Source organism: Cognatundibacterium aquatile (genome assembly GCF_014699135.1).
GTDB classification, from domain to species: Bacteria; Pseudomonadota; Gammaproteobacteria; order Burkholderiales; family Burkholderiaceae_D; genus Undibacterium; species Undibacterium aquatile.
Window position 1 is genome coordinate 289,152 of sequence record NZ_JACOFT010000006.1, and the last position, 14,538, is coordinate 303,689.

The window sequence follows — 14,538 nt, forward strand, 5'->3', positions numbered from 1 at the left end:
TTAAGGAGGGAGTATGTGCCTTGCGCCCAAAAAAATACCGGGCTGACCGCACCCGGTGAATTTGCGCCGCTGCTAAACAGGCATCAAATTAAAAAACGAGCCATCTCTGGCTGCGATTCCCGCACACCTGCCAATGGCAGATTTTTATTGGTGGAAATATCCCCCTCCACCATCAGCGATGTGTACCGCAGACAACAAACGCGCAGAAAAGAGCTGAAATTATCGATATGACCGCGATATTCAATCAACTCATCATAGAGCCTGGTAATGAGTTGATTCGTGTTCATGCCATCGCGTTCAGCAATTTCCTGCAGGGTCAGCCAAAACAGTTTTTCGAGACGAATCGAAGTAACGACGCCGTGTAAGCGCAGCGAGCGCGCTTTGGATTCATACAAGCCAGGGTCGGCTTTGACAAAAATTTCACACATGATGCACCCCGCAAATCGCCAAGCAAACTTTCTGCTGACGATTATACGGGCAATGCCATTTTTATAAATGGATTTTTGTTCCCAGCAAAGCAAGGAATTGCGCAATCCATGCCGGATGCGCAGGCCAGGCTGGTGCCGTAACAAAATTTTTGTCGGTGATTGCATCGGTCACAGGGATTGCCGCATAAACGCCGCCAGCCAGCTCCACCTCTGGCTGACAGGCGGGATAGGCTGAACAGCGCACGCCATCCAATACCTTCGCCGCAGCCAGAATCTGCGCACCGTGGCAGACTGCGGCAACGGGTTTCTGTTGCTGTGCGAAATGGCGTGTAATTTCGATCACGCGCGGATTCAGGCGCAGATATTCCGGTGCCCTGCCGCCGGGAATCAACAAAGCGTCGTAGTCATGCTCATTGATACTGGCAAAATCATGCGTCAGAATAAAACGATGCCCGGGTTTTTCCGTGTAGGTTTGCTGGCCTTCAAAATCATGAATCGCCGTCGCAACGTAGTCACCGGCTTTTTTATCCGGGCAAACGGCATGCACTTCGTGACCAACGGCGAGCAGTGTCTGAAACGGCACCATCACTTCGTAATCTTCAACAAAGTCCCCTACCAGCATAAGAATTTTTTTTGCAGCCATGATGTCTCCTGTTATCGGTTAAAAGCGGAAACTGATTGTTAAGCGGATTGATCTTCTGATGGTAATGACGGGATACTACATTTCGTCAAATCCGTCCGCGCTTGCATTCAGCAACGACACCACTGCCTAGCGCGGAAGCGACTACGCACCTGCGATTGCAGCCAAGACAGACATACAACGTACGCCTGTCTTTTTTACGCCATAATCGTACTTCGCAGATGAAGAAATCGGATATTTCAGCCTGCATATAGAAGACGCTGAACAATCTCGTATAAAATTCAACACAGCAACATGGTTTCATTTATTGGTGTTACGCCGACTGGCGCACATACGGAGAAGCAATGGCAGAAGCAGGGTTGTTATTTAAGAATCAGGTAAAACTGCTGGCACAGACCTTTTTCATCAAAGACAATAAAAAAGAACTTCTGCTCTGCGCGCATAAGTATGATTTCGACATACACTTTTTCGATCAGATGAGCGACTTTGTCACTGCCGTCGAAAATGCGAGCGATCAGGATTTATTTGTGATTGATCTCGACGTGCTCTACAACATGCAAAACGACATGCAGCAGCAGCGTCGTCAGACCATGTTCCTCAGCGATCTGTTGCAAAGACTGCCAGCCCACCATAACTATGTCTATCTGCAAACGGTCAGGCAGGGTGAACGCTTCTTACTACAACAAAAGCTGGTTGAAAGTAATTGCCTGGCCTACGCTGAAAAACCAATCAGCAATGAAGTGTTGGTTGATAAACTATTCAATCTTTTTGGCCGCCACAAACGCGGCGAAACCAATGTGATCGTTTATCTCGGCGAGATCGTGCCGCTCAACACACAGTTACTTGCCGAGCACAGCGTGCAGCTATTGCATTCGCAGGATGCACGCTCGTTACATGTCAAAGTCAAAGAAATGCAGCCTGACATCGTCATGATCGATCAATCGCATTTTTTGAATACAGAAGCACTGGTGCGGGTATTAAAAAAGAACATTGAATTCGATCAGAGTCGTGAAATCATCATGCTGCAACAAGAGGCGAATACCATGCTCGCACGACACGCACTCGACAGCGGCTTCGATGAAATCATACAAAAGACGGACAACGACGTACTGACCCGCCTGCTACTGAATCGTATCGATAAAATCCGCGCCAGCAAAGATCTGATCAGCCGTGATCGCGCAACGGGTCTGCTGAATAAAATCGGTTTGCAAAAGAAAGCGCAAGAATTAATACGCCGCGCCAATCGCGAAGGAAAGTGCCTCGCCTATGGCATTCTCGACATCGATAAATTCAAGCTCATCAACGATACCTGGGGGCATTATTTCGGTGATATCGTCATTAAACGTTTATCGCTGGTACTTTCAGGATTGCTGGGCGAGCATGATTTGCTGAGCCGTTTCGGTGGCGAAGAATTCGTGGTGATATTCTGGGATTGCGATCGAGAACAAGGCAAACTAAAGCTGGACGCAATGCGCGAGGCGTTCAGCAACATCATTTTTGAAACCAGGCCGGGAGAAAATAAGCAATTCACGTTCAGCGGCGGCCTGTCCGATTTCCCTTGCTGCAAAACTGAAAACGATCTGTTCTTACAAGCCGATGCCGCACTGTATCAGGCAAAACAAGCCGGGCGTAATCAGGTTTGCCTGATGCAGGATTTACCAGAAGCCGGACATAAACGCTGGCAGTATTAAGTACATATCGCTTTGACTGCTGTGATTGCTGAGAATGGCACCCCGCCAGCCCGCAATAACGCAATAACGCAATAACGGAAACAGGTGATACGGCGGATTCCATATCACCTGCACCTACTAATAGCGCCTTATTCCGTCTTCAGACGGGCACATTATCGCTGCCGCCGGCACCAAACAATTGCTGTTTCAAATGCGCGAGCTGATCGCGGACTTGTGCGGCTTTCTCGAATTCCAGATTTTTTGCGTGATCCAGCATCAGTTTTTCCAGACGTTTTATTTCACGACTGATCTGCTTCTCACTCATGACTTCGTATTTTGCCTGCTCCTGCGCCGCCACAAGATCATCTCTGGCTTCCTGCTGGTTATACACGCCATCGATAATGTCTTTAATCTGTTTGCGGATACCTGTCGGAGTAATATTATTTTCGAGGTTGAATGCCAGTTGCTTGTTGCGACGACGTTCGGTTTCGCCCATGGCGCGACGCATAGAATCTGTGATTTTATCGGCATACAGAATCGCTTTCCCATGCAGGTTACGCGCCGCACGACCAATCGTCTGAATCAGGCTGCGCTCAGAGCGCAGAAAGCCTTCTTTATCCGCATCCAGAATCGCCACCAATGAGACCTCTGGAATATCCAGCCCTTCACGCAGCAAGTTAATACCGACCAATACATCAAAGGTACCAAGACGCAAATCACGGATAATCTCCACCCGCTCAACGGTATCAATGTCGCTGTGCAAATAACGGACTTTAATGCCATTCTCAGTTAAAAATTCCGTTAACTGCTCCGACATGCGTTTGGTCAGGGTCGTGACCAGTACCCGCTCATTTTTCTTCACGCGGTCGGTAATTTCGCCCATCAGATCGTCAACTTGCGTTAACGCTGGCCGCACTTCGATTTCGGGATCGACTAATCCTGTCGGCCGCACAACCTGCTCCACCACCTGATCGGCATGCTGGTGCTCGTAATCTCCCGGTGTCGCAGAAACAAACACGGTTTGCCGCATTTTGCTTTCGAATTCAGCGAACTTGAGCGGACGATTATCAAGTGCCGACGGCAAGCGGAAGCCATAATCGACCAGATTGGTTTTCCGCGCCCGGTCGCCGTTGTACATACCGTTTAATTGCCCGGTCAGCACATGCGACTCATCCAAAAACATCAGGGCATCGGCTGGCAAATAATCGACCAGCGTCGGTGGCGGTTCGCCCGCTTTGGCACCACTCAAGTGGCGTGAATAATTTTCAATCCCTTTTGTAAAACCTATCTCTGCCATCATTTCCAAATCAAAGCGGGTACGCTGCTCGATACGCTGCTCTTCGATCAGCTTGTTTTCCCGACGGAAGAAATCCAGGCGTTCGCGCAACTCTTCTTTAATGGTTTCTATCGCCCGCAAAACCGTCTCGCGTGGTGTTACATAATGCGAACCCGGATATACGGTGAAACGAGGAATTTTCTGCTTAATACGACCCGTCAGTGGATCGAACAGCTGTAAGTTTTCGATTTCGTCGTCAAACATTTCCACGCGAACCGCGAGTTCAGCATGTTCAGCTGGGAAAATATCAATGGTGTCACCGCGTACCCGGAAAGTACCGCGACCAAAATCAACGTCATTGCGCGAATACTGCATCTGTATCAGACGGGCAATGACATCACGCTGACTGACTTTGTCTCGGGCACGCAAAGTCAGAATCATTTTGTGATATTCGTTAGGATTACCGATACCATAAATGGCTGACACAGTTGCCACGATAATCACATCCCGACGCTCCATCAGTGATTTGGTGCAAGATAAGCGCATCTGTTCGATATGCTCGTTAATCGCGGAATCTTTTTCAATGAACAGATCCCGTTGGGGTACATAGGCTTCAGGCTGATAGTAGTCGTAGTAAGACACAAAATACTCAACTGCATTGCGCGGAAAAAACTCTCTGAACTCACTGTATAACTGAGCAGCCAAGGTTTTATTCGGTGCAAATATAATCGCCGGACGGCCGGTTCTTGCGATGACATTCGCCATCGTGTACGTCTTACCGGAGCCCGTCACCCCCAGCAGAGTTTGAAAAAATAGTCCGTCATTGATGCCCTCCACCAACTGAGCAATGGCAGTTGGTTGATCACCAGTTGGCTGAAACAACTGATATAACTGATAAGGAGAGTCTGGAAACGATATAAACTTTGCTTCATCCAATTGATCAGATAAAGCGACTGAATTCACAGGTGCGACCGCCATGGTTCTATTACCTTTGTTAGAATATGAGGCTGATAGGATTTACGCAAAACAAACGTGAAAACGCGCTATCCACGCGTCAACTGATTAGTACCATCCATACTGATAACACTGTATTGCTCAGCATACCTAGCCTGAACAATTTTACGTAAGCCCTATAACATTCGTATTTTTATCACTCCAACCATTACTGTCGGCAACGGCAGATAATTTTCCATATTATCATGACTGCTCCTACCTCTTCTCCTCTGTTCTCCGCCATCGAGATGGCACCTCGCGACCCGATACTGGGTATTACTGAAGCCTACAACGCTGATCAGAATCCAGCGAAAGTCAATCTTGGTGTTGGCGTTTACTACGACGACAATGGCAAGGTTCCTTTGCTCGAGTGTGTAAAAAAGGCTGAAGCGATTCTGATCGAGAAATATGCACCACGTACTTATTTACCGATTGAAGGGCTCGCAGCCTACGATAAAGCAGTGCAGGAATTAGTTTTTGGTGCTGACAGCGCAGTGGTTCTGGAAAAACGGGCTATCACAGCACAAGCCATTGGCGGTACAGGCGCATTGAAATTGGGCGCAGACTTTTTGCAACGCTTTGCACCTACATCACAAGTCTGGATCAGTGACCCTAGCTGGGAAAATCATCGCGCCCTGTTTGAATCCGCCGGCTTCAAAGTCAACAACTATCCCTACTATGACGCCAATACCCGCGGCGTCAATTTTGCAGGTATGTTAGATGCATTGAAAACCATGCCAGTCGGCTCTATCGTATTGCTGCACGCCTGCTGCCATAATCCAACCGGCGCAGACCTGACGGATGATCAATGGACACAAGTCATCGAAGTCGTCACTCAACGCGGTTTAATTCCGTTCCTGGATATGGCATATCAAGGTTTCGGCGATGGCATAGAAGCTGATGGTAAAGTAGTACGCCGTTTCGCTGAAGCAGGCGGTGCATTATTTGTCTCCAACTCATTTTCCAAATCATTCTCGCTTTACGGTGAACGCGTTGGTGCACTCAGTATTGCTGCATCCAGCGCAGATGAAGCGGCACGCATCATGTCGCAATTGAAACGCGTTATTCGTACAAACTATTCAAATCCACCATCACACGGCGGACAGGTTGTGGCAACAGTATTAGCCACGCCAGAATTACGCCAACTTTGGGAAGAAGAGTTGGCCGGCATGCGCGTCCGCATACGTGAAATGCGCCATGCTTTCGTTGCAAAACTAAAAGAAAAAGCGCCGACTCACAACTTTGATTTTGTTATTCAGCAGCGCGGTATGTTTTCTTACTCTGGTTTAACTAAGGAACAAGTTGGCAAACTCCGTGAGGGTAATTCCATTTATGCCGTTGACACCGGACGCATCTGTGTCGCGGCGTTGAATAGCAAAAACATCGATAACGTCATCGATGCTATCGCTAAGGTTTTGTGAGTTTGAATGGCTTGAGTCGTTGACAAGTTAAGGGGCAACGAATATAATCTTTGTCTCTGTTCCCTGATAGCTCAGTCGGTAGAGCGACGGACTGTTAATCCGCAGGTCCCTGGTTCGAGTCCAGGTCGGGGAGCCACAGAATTCGAAGTAAGCAGTGAACTTAATAACAAATCACTGTGCGTAAAAAGTTAAACGAAGATATAAAATTCTTCTATTCCCTGATAGCTCAGTCGGTAGAGCGACGGACTGTTAATCCGCAGGTCCCTGGTTCGAGTCCAGGTCGGGGAGCCAAATAAGTAGGAAAATAAAAAAGAGTTACTCGCTTATGCTTGTAACTCTTTTTTATTCTGCACACATTTCATATCCAGGAGTCGCTCTCTCTGGATGTTGGATGGGAATATTCAGGCCTCACCTGCCGGATAGTGCAGGATTACCGGTTTAGGTACCTCTCCGGTTAAGGAAAAACGTACAACCACTCCCCTCTACCGACATCGAACATTTCCGATTGCGCTTACCCCGCAAGGATTGCAGCAGGTAAATCTCTCACAAAAACCCTGCTCTCGGCTAAAAATCATTACCGCGATATCAACTAATTTCCCGTAGCGTTATCCGTACAGGTTTTTAAATCGGTATCAGGATTGCAAATGCGCGCACGTCCTAAAAAATTCACTTTTACCCGCCGAGTTGCTGCTCCCAATTTGAATGAAATAGTCCCGGCTTGAGGCTGTTGGCTATTCGCATTAGTCCTGCTTCGACCATTGCCAGTATAAGAGATATAAGGAGATGTGCCGTCCGTGAACTGGCCTACCACCTCCATTTTTTGGGAAGTGGCATCATGGGTAAATATTGTCGTTTCTCCTGCATCTGGACGAGCATTGCCATTTGTGTCGACAAACACTGTCCACCCTGAAGTCCAGGCGACTCCATCATTTGCCGCAAGCGTCACTTGGGCGCCTCTTTTAATTGCTTCTGACCTCGTCATATTAACTGCGGAATAGAATTCCGTTGCCGTGGTCAGTAATTTTTGGTTATCAATGAAAATACTAAAAGTTGGCGCCGCAATTGCCATTAAGATAGCAGCAATCGCAACTGTCACCATCAACTCGACCAGAGAAAACCCACCTCCGGCGAGAGCATATTTGAATGTTTTTTCCATTTTACCAACACTCTTCTTTGGTTCCATTTGTACCGGTAAAACCTTTTATGCCTGTACTTGTTATCGTCAGATTACCGCAAACTGTATCCTTAAAGTTACCATCAACATTCGTAGTTCCAGGTGTCGCCGTCAATAAAACGCAGTTTTGTATCGTATCCCCGTTACAAGCAGTTGCCCTGATCTCATAAGCACTCTTCCTTGCGGAATCTCCTGAAAACCAATTAAATTTCTTTTCGTTTGCGTCACTGGACGCTTGAGAAAATACTATATAACTATTATTTTGCGTGTAAAAGCGCTCTTCTTGCTGCATCAACTTCATCAACGCAGATTTTCCTTCTGAACGTTTTGCTTTCGTCATTGCTGAGCTGTATGAAGCATAAGCCATAGCAGACAAAATCCCCATAATAGCGATTACAGTCATTAGCTCTATTAAAGTAAAGCCTGCCTTGTTATTTGTTTTCATATTGAACTCTTAGAATTTGTTATTGCCCACTCGAAATTGCCGTTTTACGCATTTCATCATAATTTTGCAACTCCCTCCAACTCAAACGCCCGGCGCGAGTCACTGCATCAGGAGCTGCTGTACGTTTGCTGCCATTAGGTCCACTGTCAACTTTAGTAATTGATGTAGTAATTTTACGACTACCCGTCGCGTTTCTGTCTCCGGTAGTGGTTGATGTATAAATAATCACTGGTGATGTTAATAAACCAATCGTTGACAAAGTGCCAGTAACATCTGAATTCAAGCCAGTTAGCACATCCACCATATATTCACGACCACCGCCGCCTGAGCAAGGATCGTTGCTTGGAATTAAGGTATTAAAAAAGTAATAGTTACCAGCAATTGCACCGGGTAATGTGTGATGAATACGCTCACCGGTATTCTTCGAATCATAAAAATCAAAATACCAGCCTTTTTTTGTCCCTGTCGCCGTGCCATAGGTAAACTTATCACCAGTTAAGGTCAATCCAGTTCCAGACACAGCAGTCGTTCTCGGTGCCAATTGGCTACGCCCTGTCACCGCATCAGCAGTATAAGTCGTATCAAGTATGGCGTAATAAGTATTCACTTGATAATTTACAGGCGTAACGTCGTATGTTTCTAAATACTTTCCAGTACCAAACAGAAGGATATAACCGCCTCCAGGAGCAAATACGATCTGAGGCTGTACAGTAATTGGCTGTGTTTCACCTGTTGGAGTTTTTGCAGTAAACACAGGCGTAGTTACTGTTTTAGCCTTTGATAAATCTGTTCCAGTAAAATCAAATCGCCACATATTTCCTTGCAAATCACCTGCATAAACATAATTCACAGCACCATCGTTGCCGTATGTCACGTTAGGGGCACCCAAGCCATTACGCTGCGTCGCATCTTTAATTGGAGTTAGCAATTTGAAATAGTTTGAATTTATTGTCCACGGGTCTCCCGGATTTTTGTCTAACGATAGTAAGAACAGCGCCCCCTGTCCTGTCGCAGACGGATTCGAATCGTAGTTATCATACCCACTGGAAACAACGACGAAATTAGAATAGGTAGGATTACTTGCAGTTCCTCCAGTACGGAATTTGGCAATCATTGGTGGTGAAAGCACATACCCCATATCGGCATCTATCTTATCTGTGAACTCCCAAAGAGCGCCCAACCCACCTGAGAAATTGGCAGGATTTGTGACGTCAAGAGCAAACACACCCTTATTGCCAGCACCAAAACCAGATATCAATAAGGTTTTCCAATTTCCTTTTACCTGAGCCTCTTTCACCGTGATACGGCCATCAACAAATGCCTGATGACTATAATAAGGATCTGTCAGCCTGTTTAATTTTGAAATTAAGGCATTCGGAACGTAAGAGAATAACTCCGTTCCATTATCTGCATCAAACGCATGCAGCATTCCATCATTTGAACCAACGTACACAGCCTTTTGTCGATTAACATAAGCCTTGTAAAAAGTACTATATCCCGCGCCAGTAATATTTTTTGAAGGCGCACCATAGTACACGGGCGCACTGTTAATAATATCGCCCAGTACGCTATCCCGAACCCTGAACTTACCGGTTACGTTACCTGACGCATCTTTCGACTGCTCCTGACTACGATCTCCACGTAAAAAATTAATCCTATCTGTTGCAAAATTATCCACAATCCCTGTATGTGGATCTGTATTTAATGCAAGTAGATCTGTCACACTAAACGCGCTGCCTGACGATGTAAATGAAGTCAAAGACAAAGAACCATCCGCTGCAATTTTTGACGTGAAAATATTACGATTCGCTGGTAAAGGATTTGGAGCAATCGAAGGTTTAGCAACCGGATCGCCAGTCAGAATAATTCCTGCATCCCAGACCGGCGTTTGATTTGATCCAATTGCAGATATTTTATTCAGACTGCCTGACCACTTTTCTGCCTTAAACCCTGGAGCATACACAAAAGGATTATCGCTCGCGTAGTTTGACGAAATACCTACACCAGCAAGATTCCCCCCACTAGAAGCAACAGATTTAAAAATATTATCAATCGCTGCCATCATCTTCTTTGGTTCGCTGGCGAGAAAAAAATTGTCAGGATCAGTACCATTTCCGCTCGCCCACTCCTTATTATTATTAACAACCGTTTTACCATCCGAACCAAACGTCTTGAACGGATTTAAATCAAGGTTAAGATCATTAAAACCGCCATATTTTGCCGTCAGATAAAGCTGAGACAAACGCGGAGCAGTATTGCTTCTGGACGCATTATCAATAGAGCCATTCCCATTTTCGTCTACGTCAATCGTGAAGGTTTTGACGCGCACGGGCTTATCAAGACGAATATCGTTCGTGTGAGCCCAATAGGCTGTACCTGCCATATAAAACGTTCCGCTACTTGACCCCGTATATGCTGTGGCCATATTCGCCAAGGAAGTAGCCGGAGCAGAATTCCCCGATGAAGATGAAGACTCCAAGGTGGCAACTAGACCAGTCTGTGTTGCCACATTAAAAGCTGGCCACTGTGTTGTTGCTGTATCTGCTGCACGTTTACTACGACTGGCTCCGGTTAAAGTTCCGCCTGGAATATAAGTATCTTGGTGAGTATTGGCATCACCAATGACAATAATGTAATTTTTCTGACATGATGCCTCAACAGGGTCAACCCAAGTTGTCAGCACTTGAAAGTTATCCTGCTCCGTCGTTGACATTGATGAATAGGCATTCGATGTGGGCTGTCTCCCTTGCAAATATCGGATACTCTCATAATACAACTCGCTCAAAGGATCGTAACCTTTATAATTTCCAGTGCGTCCGAATTTATTCAGATAATTAATAACACCACTATTTCCAGAGGCGTCATTTTCTGAGTTTGCAGCAAAAATCCCTGTGTTTGCATCCCACTCAGGACGGTCATTCACCTCTTCCGCGAAACCATTTGCAGCACGATATTGCTTACTGCCGACATACTTCAAAGGCGCACGTAACACCCCACCATAACGTGTATTCACGTTATTCATCAGATAACCAAAAGCACCATATCTTACATTGTTCTGATTCCGCTGCATGTTTCCTACAGGCTTGTAACTACCGTTAGGATATTTGAGACACAAATCTGTCCTCGTTGATGCTTCGTTTGCATCACATACCTGCACCCGAACAAGAAATTCACCCAGCGTTCTATCCGTACCTGAAATCAATTTTGAATCACTAGAGGATAAGTTGGTAGGATAGGTTCTGTTAGTTGCACAACCAGCGGTAGTCGTAGCATCGTTAAATAAAATCTTATTATCACAATTCAGGATATACAACGTTGTCACCGAATACGGTGTTACCTTATTTGGTGCACTTTGAGTTGTTGATGCTTTGATTGATTTTTTTGTAAAGTAGCCTGAATTATAAAAACTACTATATAAAAAGGCTCTTTGTAATATCGTCTGGGTATCACCATCGTAAATACGATCTCCACCAGTCAGGGAAAGCCGCAACATATCAATTGCAGACGATGAGGCCCAATTCATAAAATTACCACTGAACGAACTTCCGTCACACTCATAATTACTGTCTGCATCTCCAGAAATTTGGAAAAAAGAATTGGCAGCATTTGCTACCGCGGGTTGAGTATTCGACCAACTAGCTGTCTTTGAACTGCCAGTTGCGGTACCAGATGTATTTACTAAAGTAAAACTCTTAACCCCGCCATTTGTATAGCATTTCTTAGAATTAAAATAACCAAGATATTCAACGGTTTTATTGTAGTCGCTCGCATTGTTATAAGCCGCTTTTACTGTTGGAAACTCCACGGAAAGATCCAATAATAAATTTGGTCTTACACTCCCCCCTCCCGAATAAAGAGGAATGTTGGCCAAATTAACTACTGGTGGCGCGGCAACGACCAGGGTACTAGCAAGTAAGGAACTGATTGAAACGACAGACTTGATTATTTTTTTCATATTAGCTCTCCGGCCAGAGTTTGAATGTTGACTCTGGTTGTACAAATTTTATGACTTAACAGCTTTTCTGTAGAAAGACTGCAAAACCACCTTAGCATTTGGATTAGGGCCAAAACCAACCGCAGTAATGCGGAAAATATATTTGGTTTGATCGTCAGCTTTACCCCCAGCTTCAGTATCCTGTACCGCTTCAATAATATAGCGTGGCAACTTAGCCGGAAATACTCCCTTTCCAGTCGTCATAGTTTGACCAGTAAATCGGCCATATTTCACTGAGACAGAGCCGGCACTATCATCAGCAATATTGACAGCTATCCAAGTTGCTTGCTGCCCCTCTACAGCAGCTGCACACATACCTTGATAAAGATTACCATCGCCAGATGCGCATCCCGCTTCGAAAAAAAGATTAGATGTCGCGTCGAATAAATTGCTTCTTCCGTTGGCAAGTACGACTTGAGGATCAATATCCATTTCAGCGTCTTTTAGCGCTGCCTCAGCCGCATTTAATGCAATTTGGCGGTCGCGATCACTTCTTGATGCCTTTTCTCCTTGCAACGAAACCATTGCAAGAGAAATACTCAGCATCAACACAACAATCAACATCAGCAACGAGACAATCAGCGATGCCCCTCTTTGTCGTTTTAACAAAGAAAACTGAGATAAATTTACACCCGTCTGCGACATAATTTTTAATCTAAACATATTCGACTCAATTTGGAGAACGGCAAGTGTCACGGTCAGGATCAACATCACAAACATTACGAACCTGAATCGTCGCGTTATATACTTTTCGTATTCGGTCTCTCCTTGATTCAGGTATATCCGCCTCCCTGATAGTGGTACCTTTATCAACTCCAGAACTAGTGGAGGCATAACTTGCACCAAACAAATCGTAAGTTGTTTTCGCCTCATCCTGACGTGAATTCTGCGCACCACTTACAAGCAATGCAACTTTTATTTCTGTGATTTTTTTCCAAAAAGTTTTACGGTTCAAATCTTTGGCTTTTTCATCTGCAGTATTACCGTCCAACACCAAAGCTGCATCTAAAGCATTCACAGCCGTCGCAGTTAAAAATTTATTTGCGGTACCATCCTTTGGATTGCTCGTGTCAACACCATACAGTACCTGAAATGATTCGACTCCTTTGACAAGCGACTGAGCACTCCATTTGCCAGAGTCGGAACTGTAATATTTACAAAACAGTTCAGGTTCGCCATTGGCATCGTTTGCCACGTAATAAATACTCCATCCACGATCCTGGCCTGCTGTATTTGATGAAACAGGCTCAGGAACTGAGAATCCTGCGCAATTACTGACAGATCCATCACCCGTACCGGTTTTTCCAGACCCAAAAAAACGAATAGCTAATAAGTCACTAAAATTTACAGAGTTACCGGTCGGGGAAGCAATATCATCCGATGTTGCGGATACGCTATTTGCATCCATACCAACGATATCAGCACTTGCAGTAGAAGGAGTAATTTTTGCAGAATTAACGAAATCATAATTTACATAGCCAGACTGGCGGACTGAACGAGAAATGTTATCTAACGCAAAACGCGTCGTATCCTGCGTTTCATTCCCCTCGGTTTGACTAAGAAATAATTTTTTCGTAGAAACAACTAAGCCAGTTGCAGCCAAAACCACTAGCAGGCCTACTGTAATTGAGACTAGCAATTCAATCAAAGTCAAGCCATTTTGATTAAGTTTAAATGAGTTAACCATGGAGGTGGATTTAAGGGCGTTTTTAGACATGACTATTTCACGTAAGATTCAACTGTCAGCGCAACACTTGGCGGCGTTACTCCATTGCTTGTAACAAAACTTCCGTCAGGATTTTTGCTCTTCCAGCCAATTTTTATTGTTAATCCAGAGTTAGAGTCAGCGGTACAGGTCCATGTAAGTGCTTTAGCGGAAGTATCGAACGGCGCCGAGTCTCGGCAGACTAAAACTCTGCCGCCTGGCAGTAATTTTTTTACATTGACCAACCACTCGTAAATATCCGCTTTTGCCAAATCATTTGCATTGCAATTAGCTGATGAACTGTAACAAAGCGTAGGCGCAGTAGGATCAGAGTCGGAAGCGGAATCGTATCTAATATTTGCAAACACATTTGCTGAGTCAGATAACTTCATTTGAGCATCGCTTGATCGCATCTTATCTGCAAGCTCATTTGCCAATTCAACTGCGATAGTCTGATACCCGCTTTGCTGAGAAGTACGGACTGCTGCTAGCTGCAATCCAGCAGCGCCGATTACTCCGAGCGCCAACACGAACACGGCGATGAGCACTTCGACTAAAGAGAAGCCTTTTACTTGAGTAGAAATCATGATTCTTATAGTAAATTTTTACAGTATGTCATTCTAAGTCTTCCGTACTAAGAAGGCTTACCATTCGTCCAGCCATAGTGACCGCTGGTCAGTAAGATCGAAGAGCAGAAGACGGCTGAATAAGGAGTGGTAATGGGAAGAGGCGTCGGGATCAGAAATAAAGCCACCAGCGCCGAAACATGATAATCCTGCGCGCAAAAAGCAA

11 protein-coding genes and 2 tRNA genes are annotated in these 14,538 nt (G+C 45.3%); 4 read left to right on the top strand and 9 right to left on the bottom strand.

The features are described 5' to 3' along the window. Positions 1-83 precede the first annotated feature (83 nt). Positions 84-428 carry a ribbon-helix-helix domain-containing protein gene (locus H8K26_RS16230; protein ID WP_186885653.1) on the bottom strand — a complete coding sequence of 115 codons (345 nt, stop codon included), beginning with the start codon at positions 426-428 and terminating at the stop codon, positions 84-86. 61 nt (positions 429-489) lie between these two features. Next, positions 490-1,071 carry a DJ-1/PfpI family protein gene (locus tag H8K26_RS16235; protein WP_190480875.1) on the bottom strand — a complete coding sequence of 194 codons (582 nt, stop codon included), beginning with the start codon at positions 1,069-1,071 and terminating at the stop codon, positions 490-492. 341 nt (positions 1,072-1,412) lie between these two features. Here H8K26_RS16235 and H8K26_RS16240 point away from each other — a divergent pair, with 341 nt between their 5' ends. After that, positions 1,413-2,759, top strand: a complete 1,347-nt coding sequence (locus tag H8K26_RS16240) for a GGDEF domain-containing protein (RefSeq protein WP_190480876.1) — start codon at positions 1,413-1,415, stop codon at positions 2,757-2,759. Between the two features lie 139 nt (positions 2,760-2,898). Here the strand turns inward: H8K26_RS16240 and uvrB are convergent, their stop codons facing one another. Next, positions 2,899-4,992, bottom strand: coding sequence for an excinuclease ABC subunit UvrB (uvrB, locus tag H8K26_RS16245; RefSeq protein ID WP_190480877.1), 2,094 nt, complete (start codon positions 4,990-4,992; stop codon positions 2,899-2,901). Between the two features lie 221 nt (positions 4,993-5,213). Here uvrB and H8K26_RS16250 point away from each other — a divergent pair, with 221 nt between their 5' ends. From H8K26_RS16250 to H8K26_RS16260, 3 genes are all read left to right on the top strand, one after another. After that, positions 5,214-6,428, top strand: coding sequence for an amino acid aminotransferase (locus H8K26_RS16250; RefSeq protein ID WP_190480879.1), 1,215 nt, complete (start codon positions 5,214-5,216; stop codon positions 6,426-6,428). A gap of 60 nt (positions 6,429-6,488) precedes the next feature. Next, positions 6,489-6,564: transfer RNA gene (locus tag H8K26_RS16255), tRNA-Asn, on the top strand. Positions 6,565-6,643: 79 nt separating this feature from the next. Then, positions 6,644-6,719: transfer RNA gene (locus H8K26_RS16260), tRNA-Asn, on the top strand. A gap of 298 nt (positions 6,720-7,017) precedes the next feature. Here H8K26_RS16260 and H8K26_RS16265 read toward each other — a convergent pair. The 6 genes from H8K26_RS16265 to pilV are packed head-to-tail and all read right to left on the bottom strand — an operon-like array spanning position 7,018 to position 14,333. Then, positions 7,018-7,584: a GspH/FimT family pseudopilin gene (locus tag H8K26_RS16265; protein WP_223827064.1), complete on the bottom strand. Its 567-nt coding sequence runs from the start codon at positions 7,582-7,584 to the stop codon at positions 7,018-7,020. A 1-nt stretch (position 7,585) separates the two neighbouring features. Beyond that, complete coding sequence (locus H8K26_RS16270) at positions 7,586-8,047, bottom strand: type IV pilin protein (RefSeq protein WP_190480881.1); 462 nt, start codon at positions 8,045-8,047, stop codon at positions 7,586-7,588. Between the two features lie 19 nt (positions 8,048-8,066). Then, entirely contained in the window at positions 8,067-12,002 is a 3,936-nt protein-coding gene (locus H8K26_RS16275; protein WP_190480883.1) for a pilus assembly protein, read from the bottom strand. 48 nt (positions 12,003-12,050) lie between these two features. After that, the gene (locus tag H8K26_RS16280; RefSeq protein WP_190480885.1) at positions 12,051-12,752 is read right to left on the bottom strand and encodes a pilus assembly PilX family protein; all 702 of its coding nucleotides are present in this window, start codon (positions 12,750-12,752) and stop codon (positions 12,051-12,053) included. Further along, complete coding sequence (locus H8K26_RS16285) at positions 12,712-13,758, bottom strand: PilW family protein (protein WP_190480887.1); 1,047 nt, start codon at positions 13,756-13,758, stop codon at positions 12,712-12,714. The genes H8K26_RS16280 and H8K26_RS16285 overlap by 41 nt, the downstream gene beginning before the upstream one ends. Before the next feature lie 2 nt (positions 13,759-13,760). Beyond that, positions 13,761-14,333 carry a type IV pilus modification protein PilV gene (pilV, locus tag H8K26_RS16290; RefSeq protein ID WP_190480888.1) on the bottom strand — a complete coding sequence of 191 codons (573 nt, stop codon included), beginning with the start codon at positions 14,331-14,333 and terminating at the stop codon, positions 13,761-13,763. Between the last annotated feature and the right edge of the window lie 205 nt (positions 14,334-14,538).

Coding starts and splice junctions, on each gene's coding strand:
- H8K26_RS16230 (WP_186885653.1), bottom strand. CDS start 428: ATGTGTGAAATTTTTGTCAAAGCCGACCCTGGCTTGTATGAATCCAAA.
- H8K26_RS16235 (WP_190480875.1), bottom strand. CDS start 1,071: ATGGCTGCAAAAAAAATTCTTATGCTGGTAGGGGACTTTGTTGAAGAT.
- H8K26_RS16240 (WP_190480876.1), top strand. CDS start 1,413: ATGGCAGAAGCAGGGTTGTTATTTAAGAATCAGGTAAAACTGCTGGCA.
- uvrB (WP_190480877.1), bottom strand. CDS start 4,992: ATGGCGGTCGCACCTGTGAATTCAGTCGCTTTATCTGATCAATTGGAT.
- H8K26_RS16250 (WP_190480879.1), top strand. CDS start 5,214: ATGACTGCTCCTACCTCTTCTCCTCTGTTCTCCGCCATCGAGATGGCA.
- H8K26_RS16265 (WP_223827064.1), bottom strand. CDS start 7,584: ATGGAAAAAACATTCAAATATGCTCTCGCCGGAGGTGGGTTTTCTCTG.
- H8K26_RS16270 (WP_190480881.1), bottom strand. CDS start 8,047: ATGAAAACAAATAACAAGGCAGGCTTTACTTTAATAGAGCTAATGACT.
- H8K26_RS16275 (WP_190480883.1), bottom strand. CDS start 12,002: ATGAAAAAAATAATCAAGTCTGTCGTTTCAATCAGTTCCTTACTTGCT.
- H8K26_RS16280 (WP_190480885.1), bottom strand. CDS start 12,752: ATGTTGATCCTGACCGTGACACTTGCCGTTCTCCAAATTGAGTCGAAT.
- H8K26_RS16285 (WP_190480887.1), bottom strand. CDS start 13,758: ATGTCTAAAAACGCCCTTAAATCCACCTCCATGGTTAACTCATTTAAA.
- pilV (WP_190480888.1), bottom strand. CDS start 14,333: ATGATTTCTACTCAAGTAAAAGGCTTCTCTTTAGTCGAAGTGCTCATC.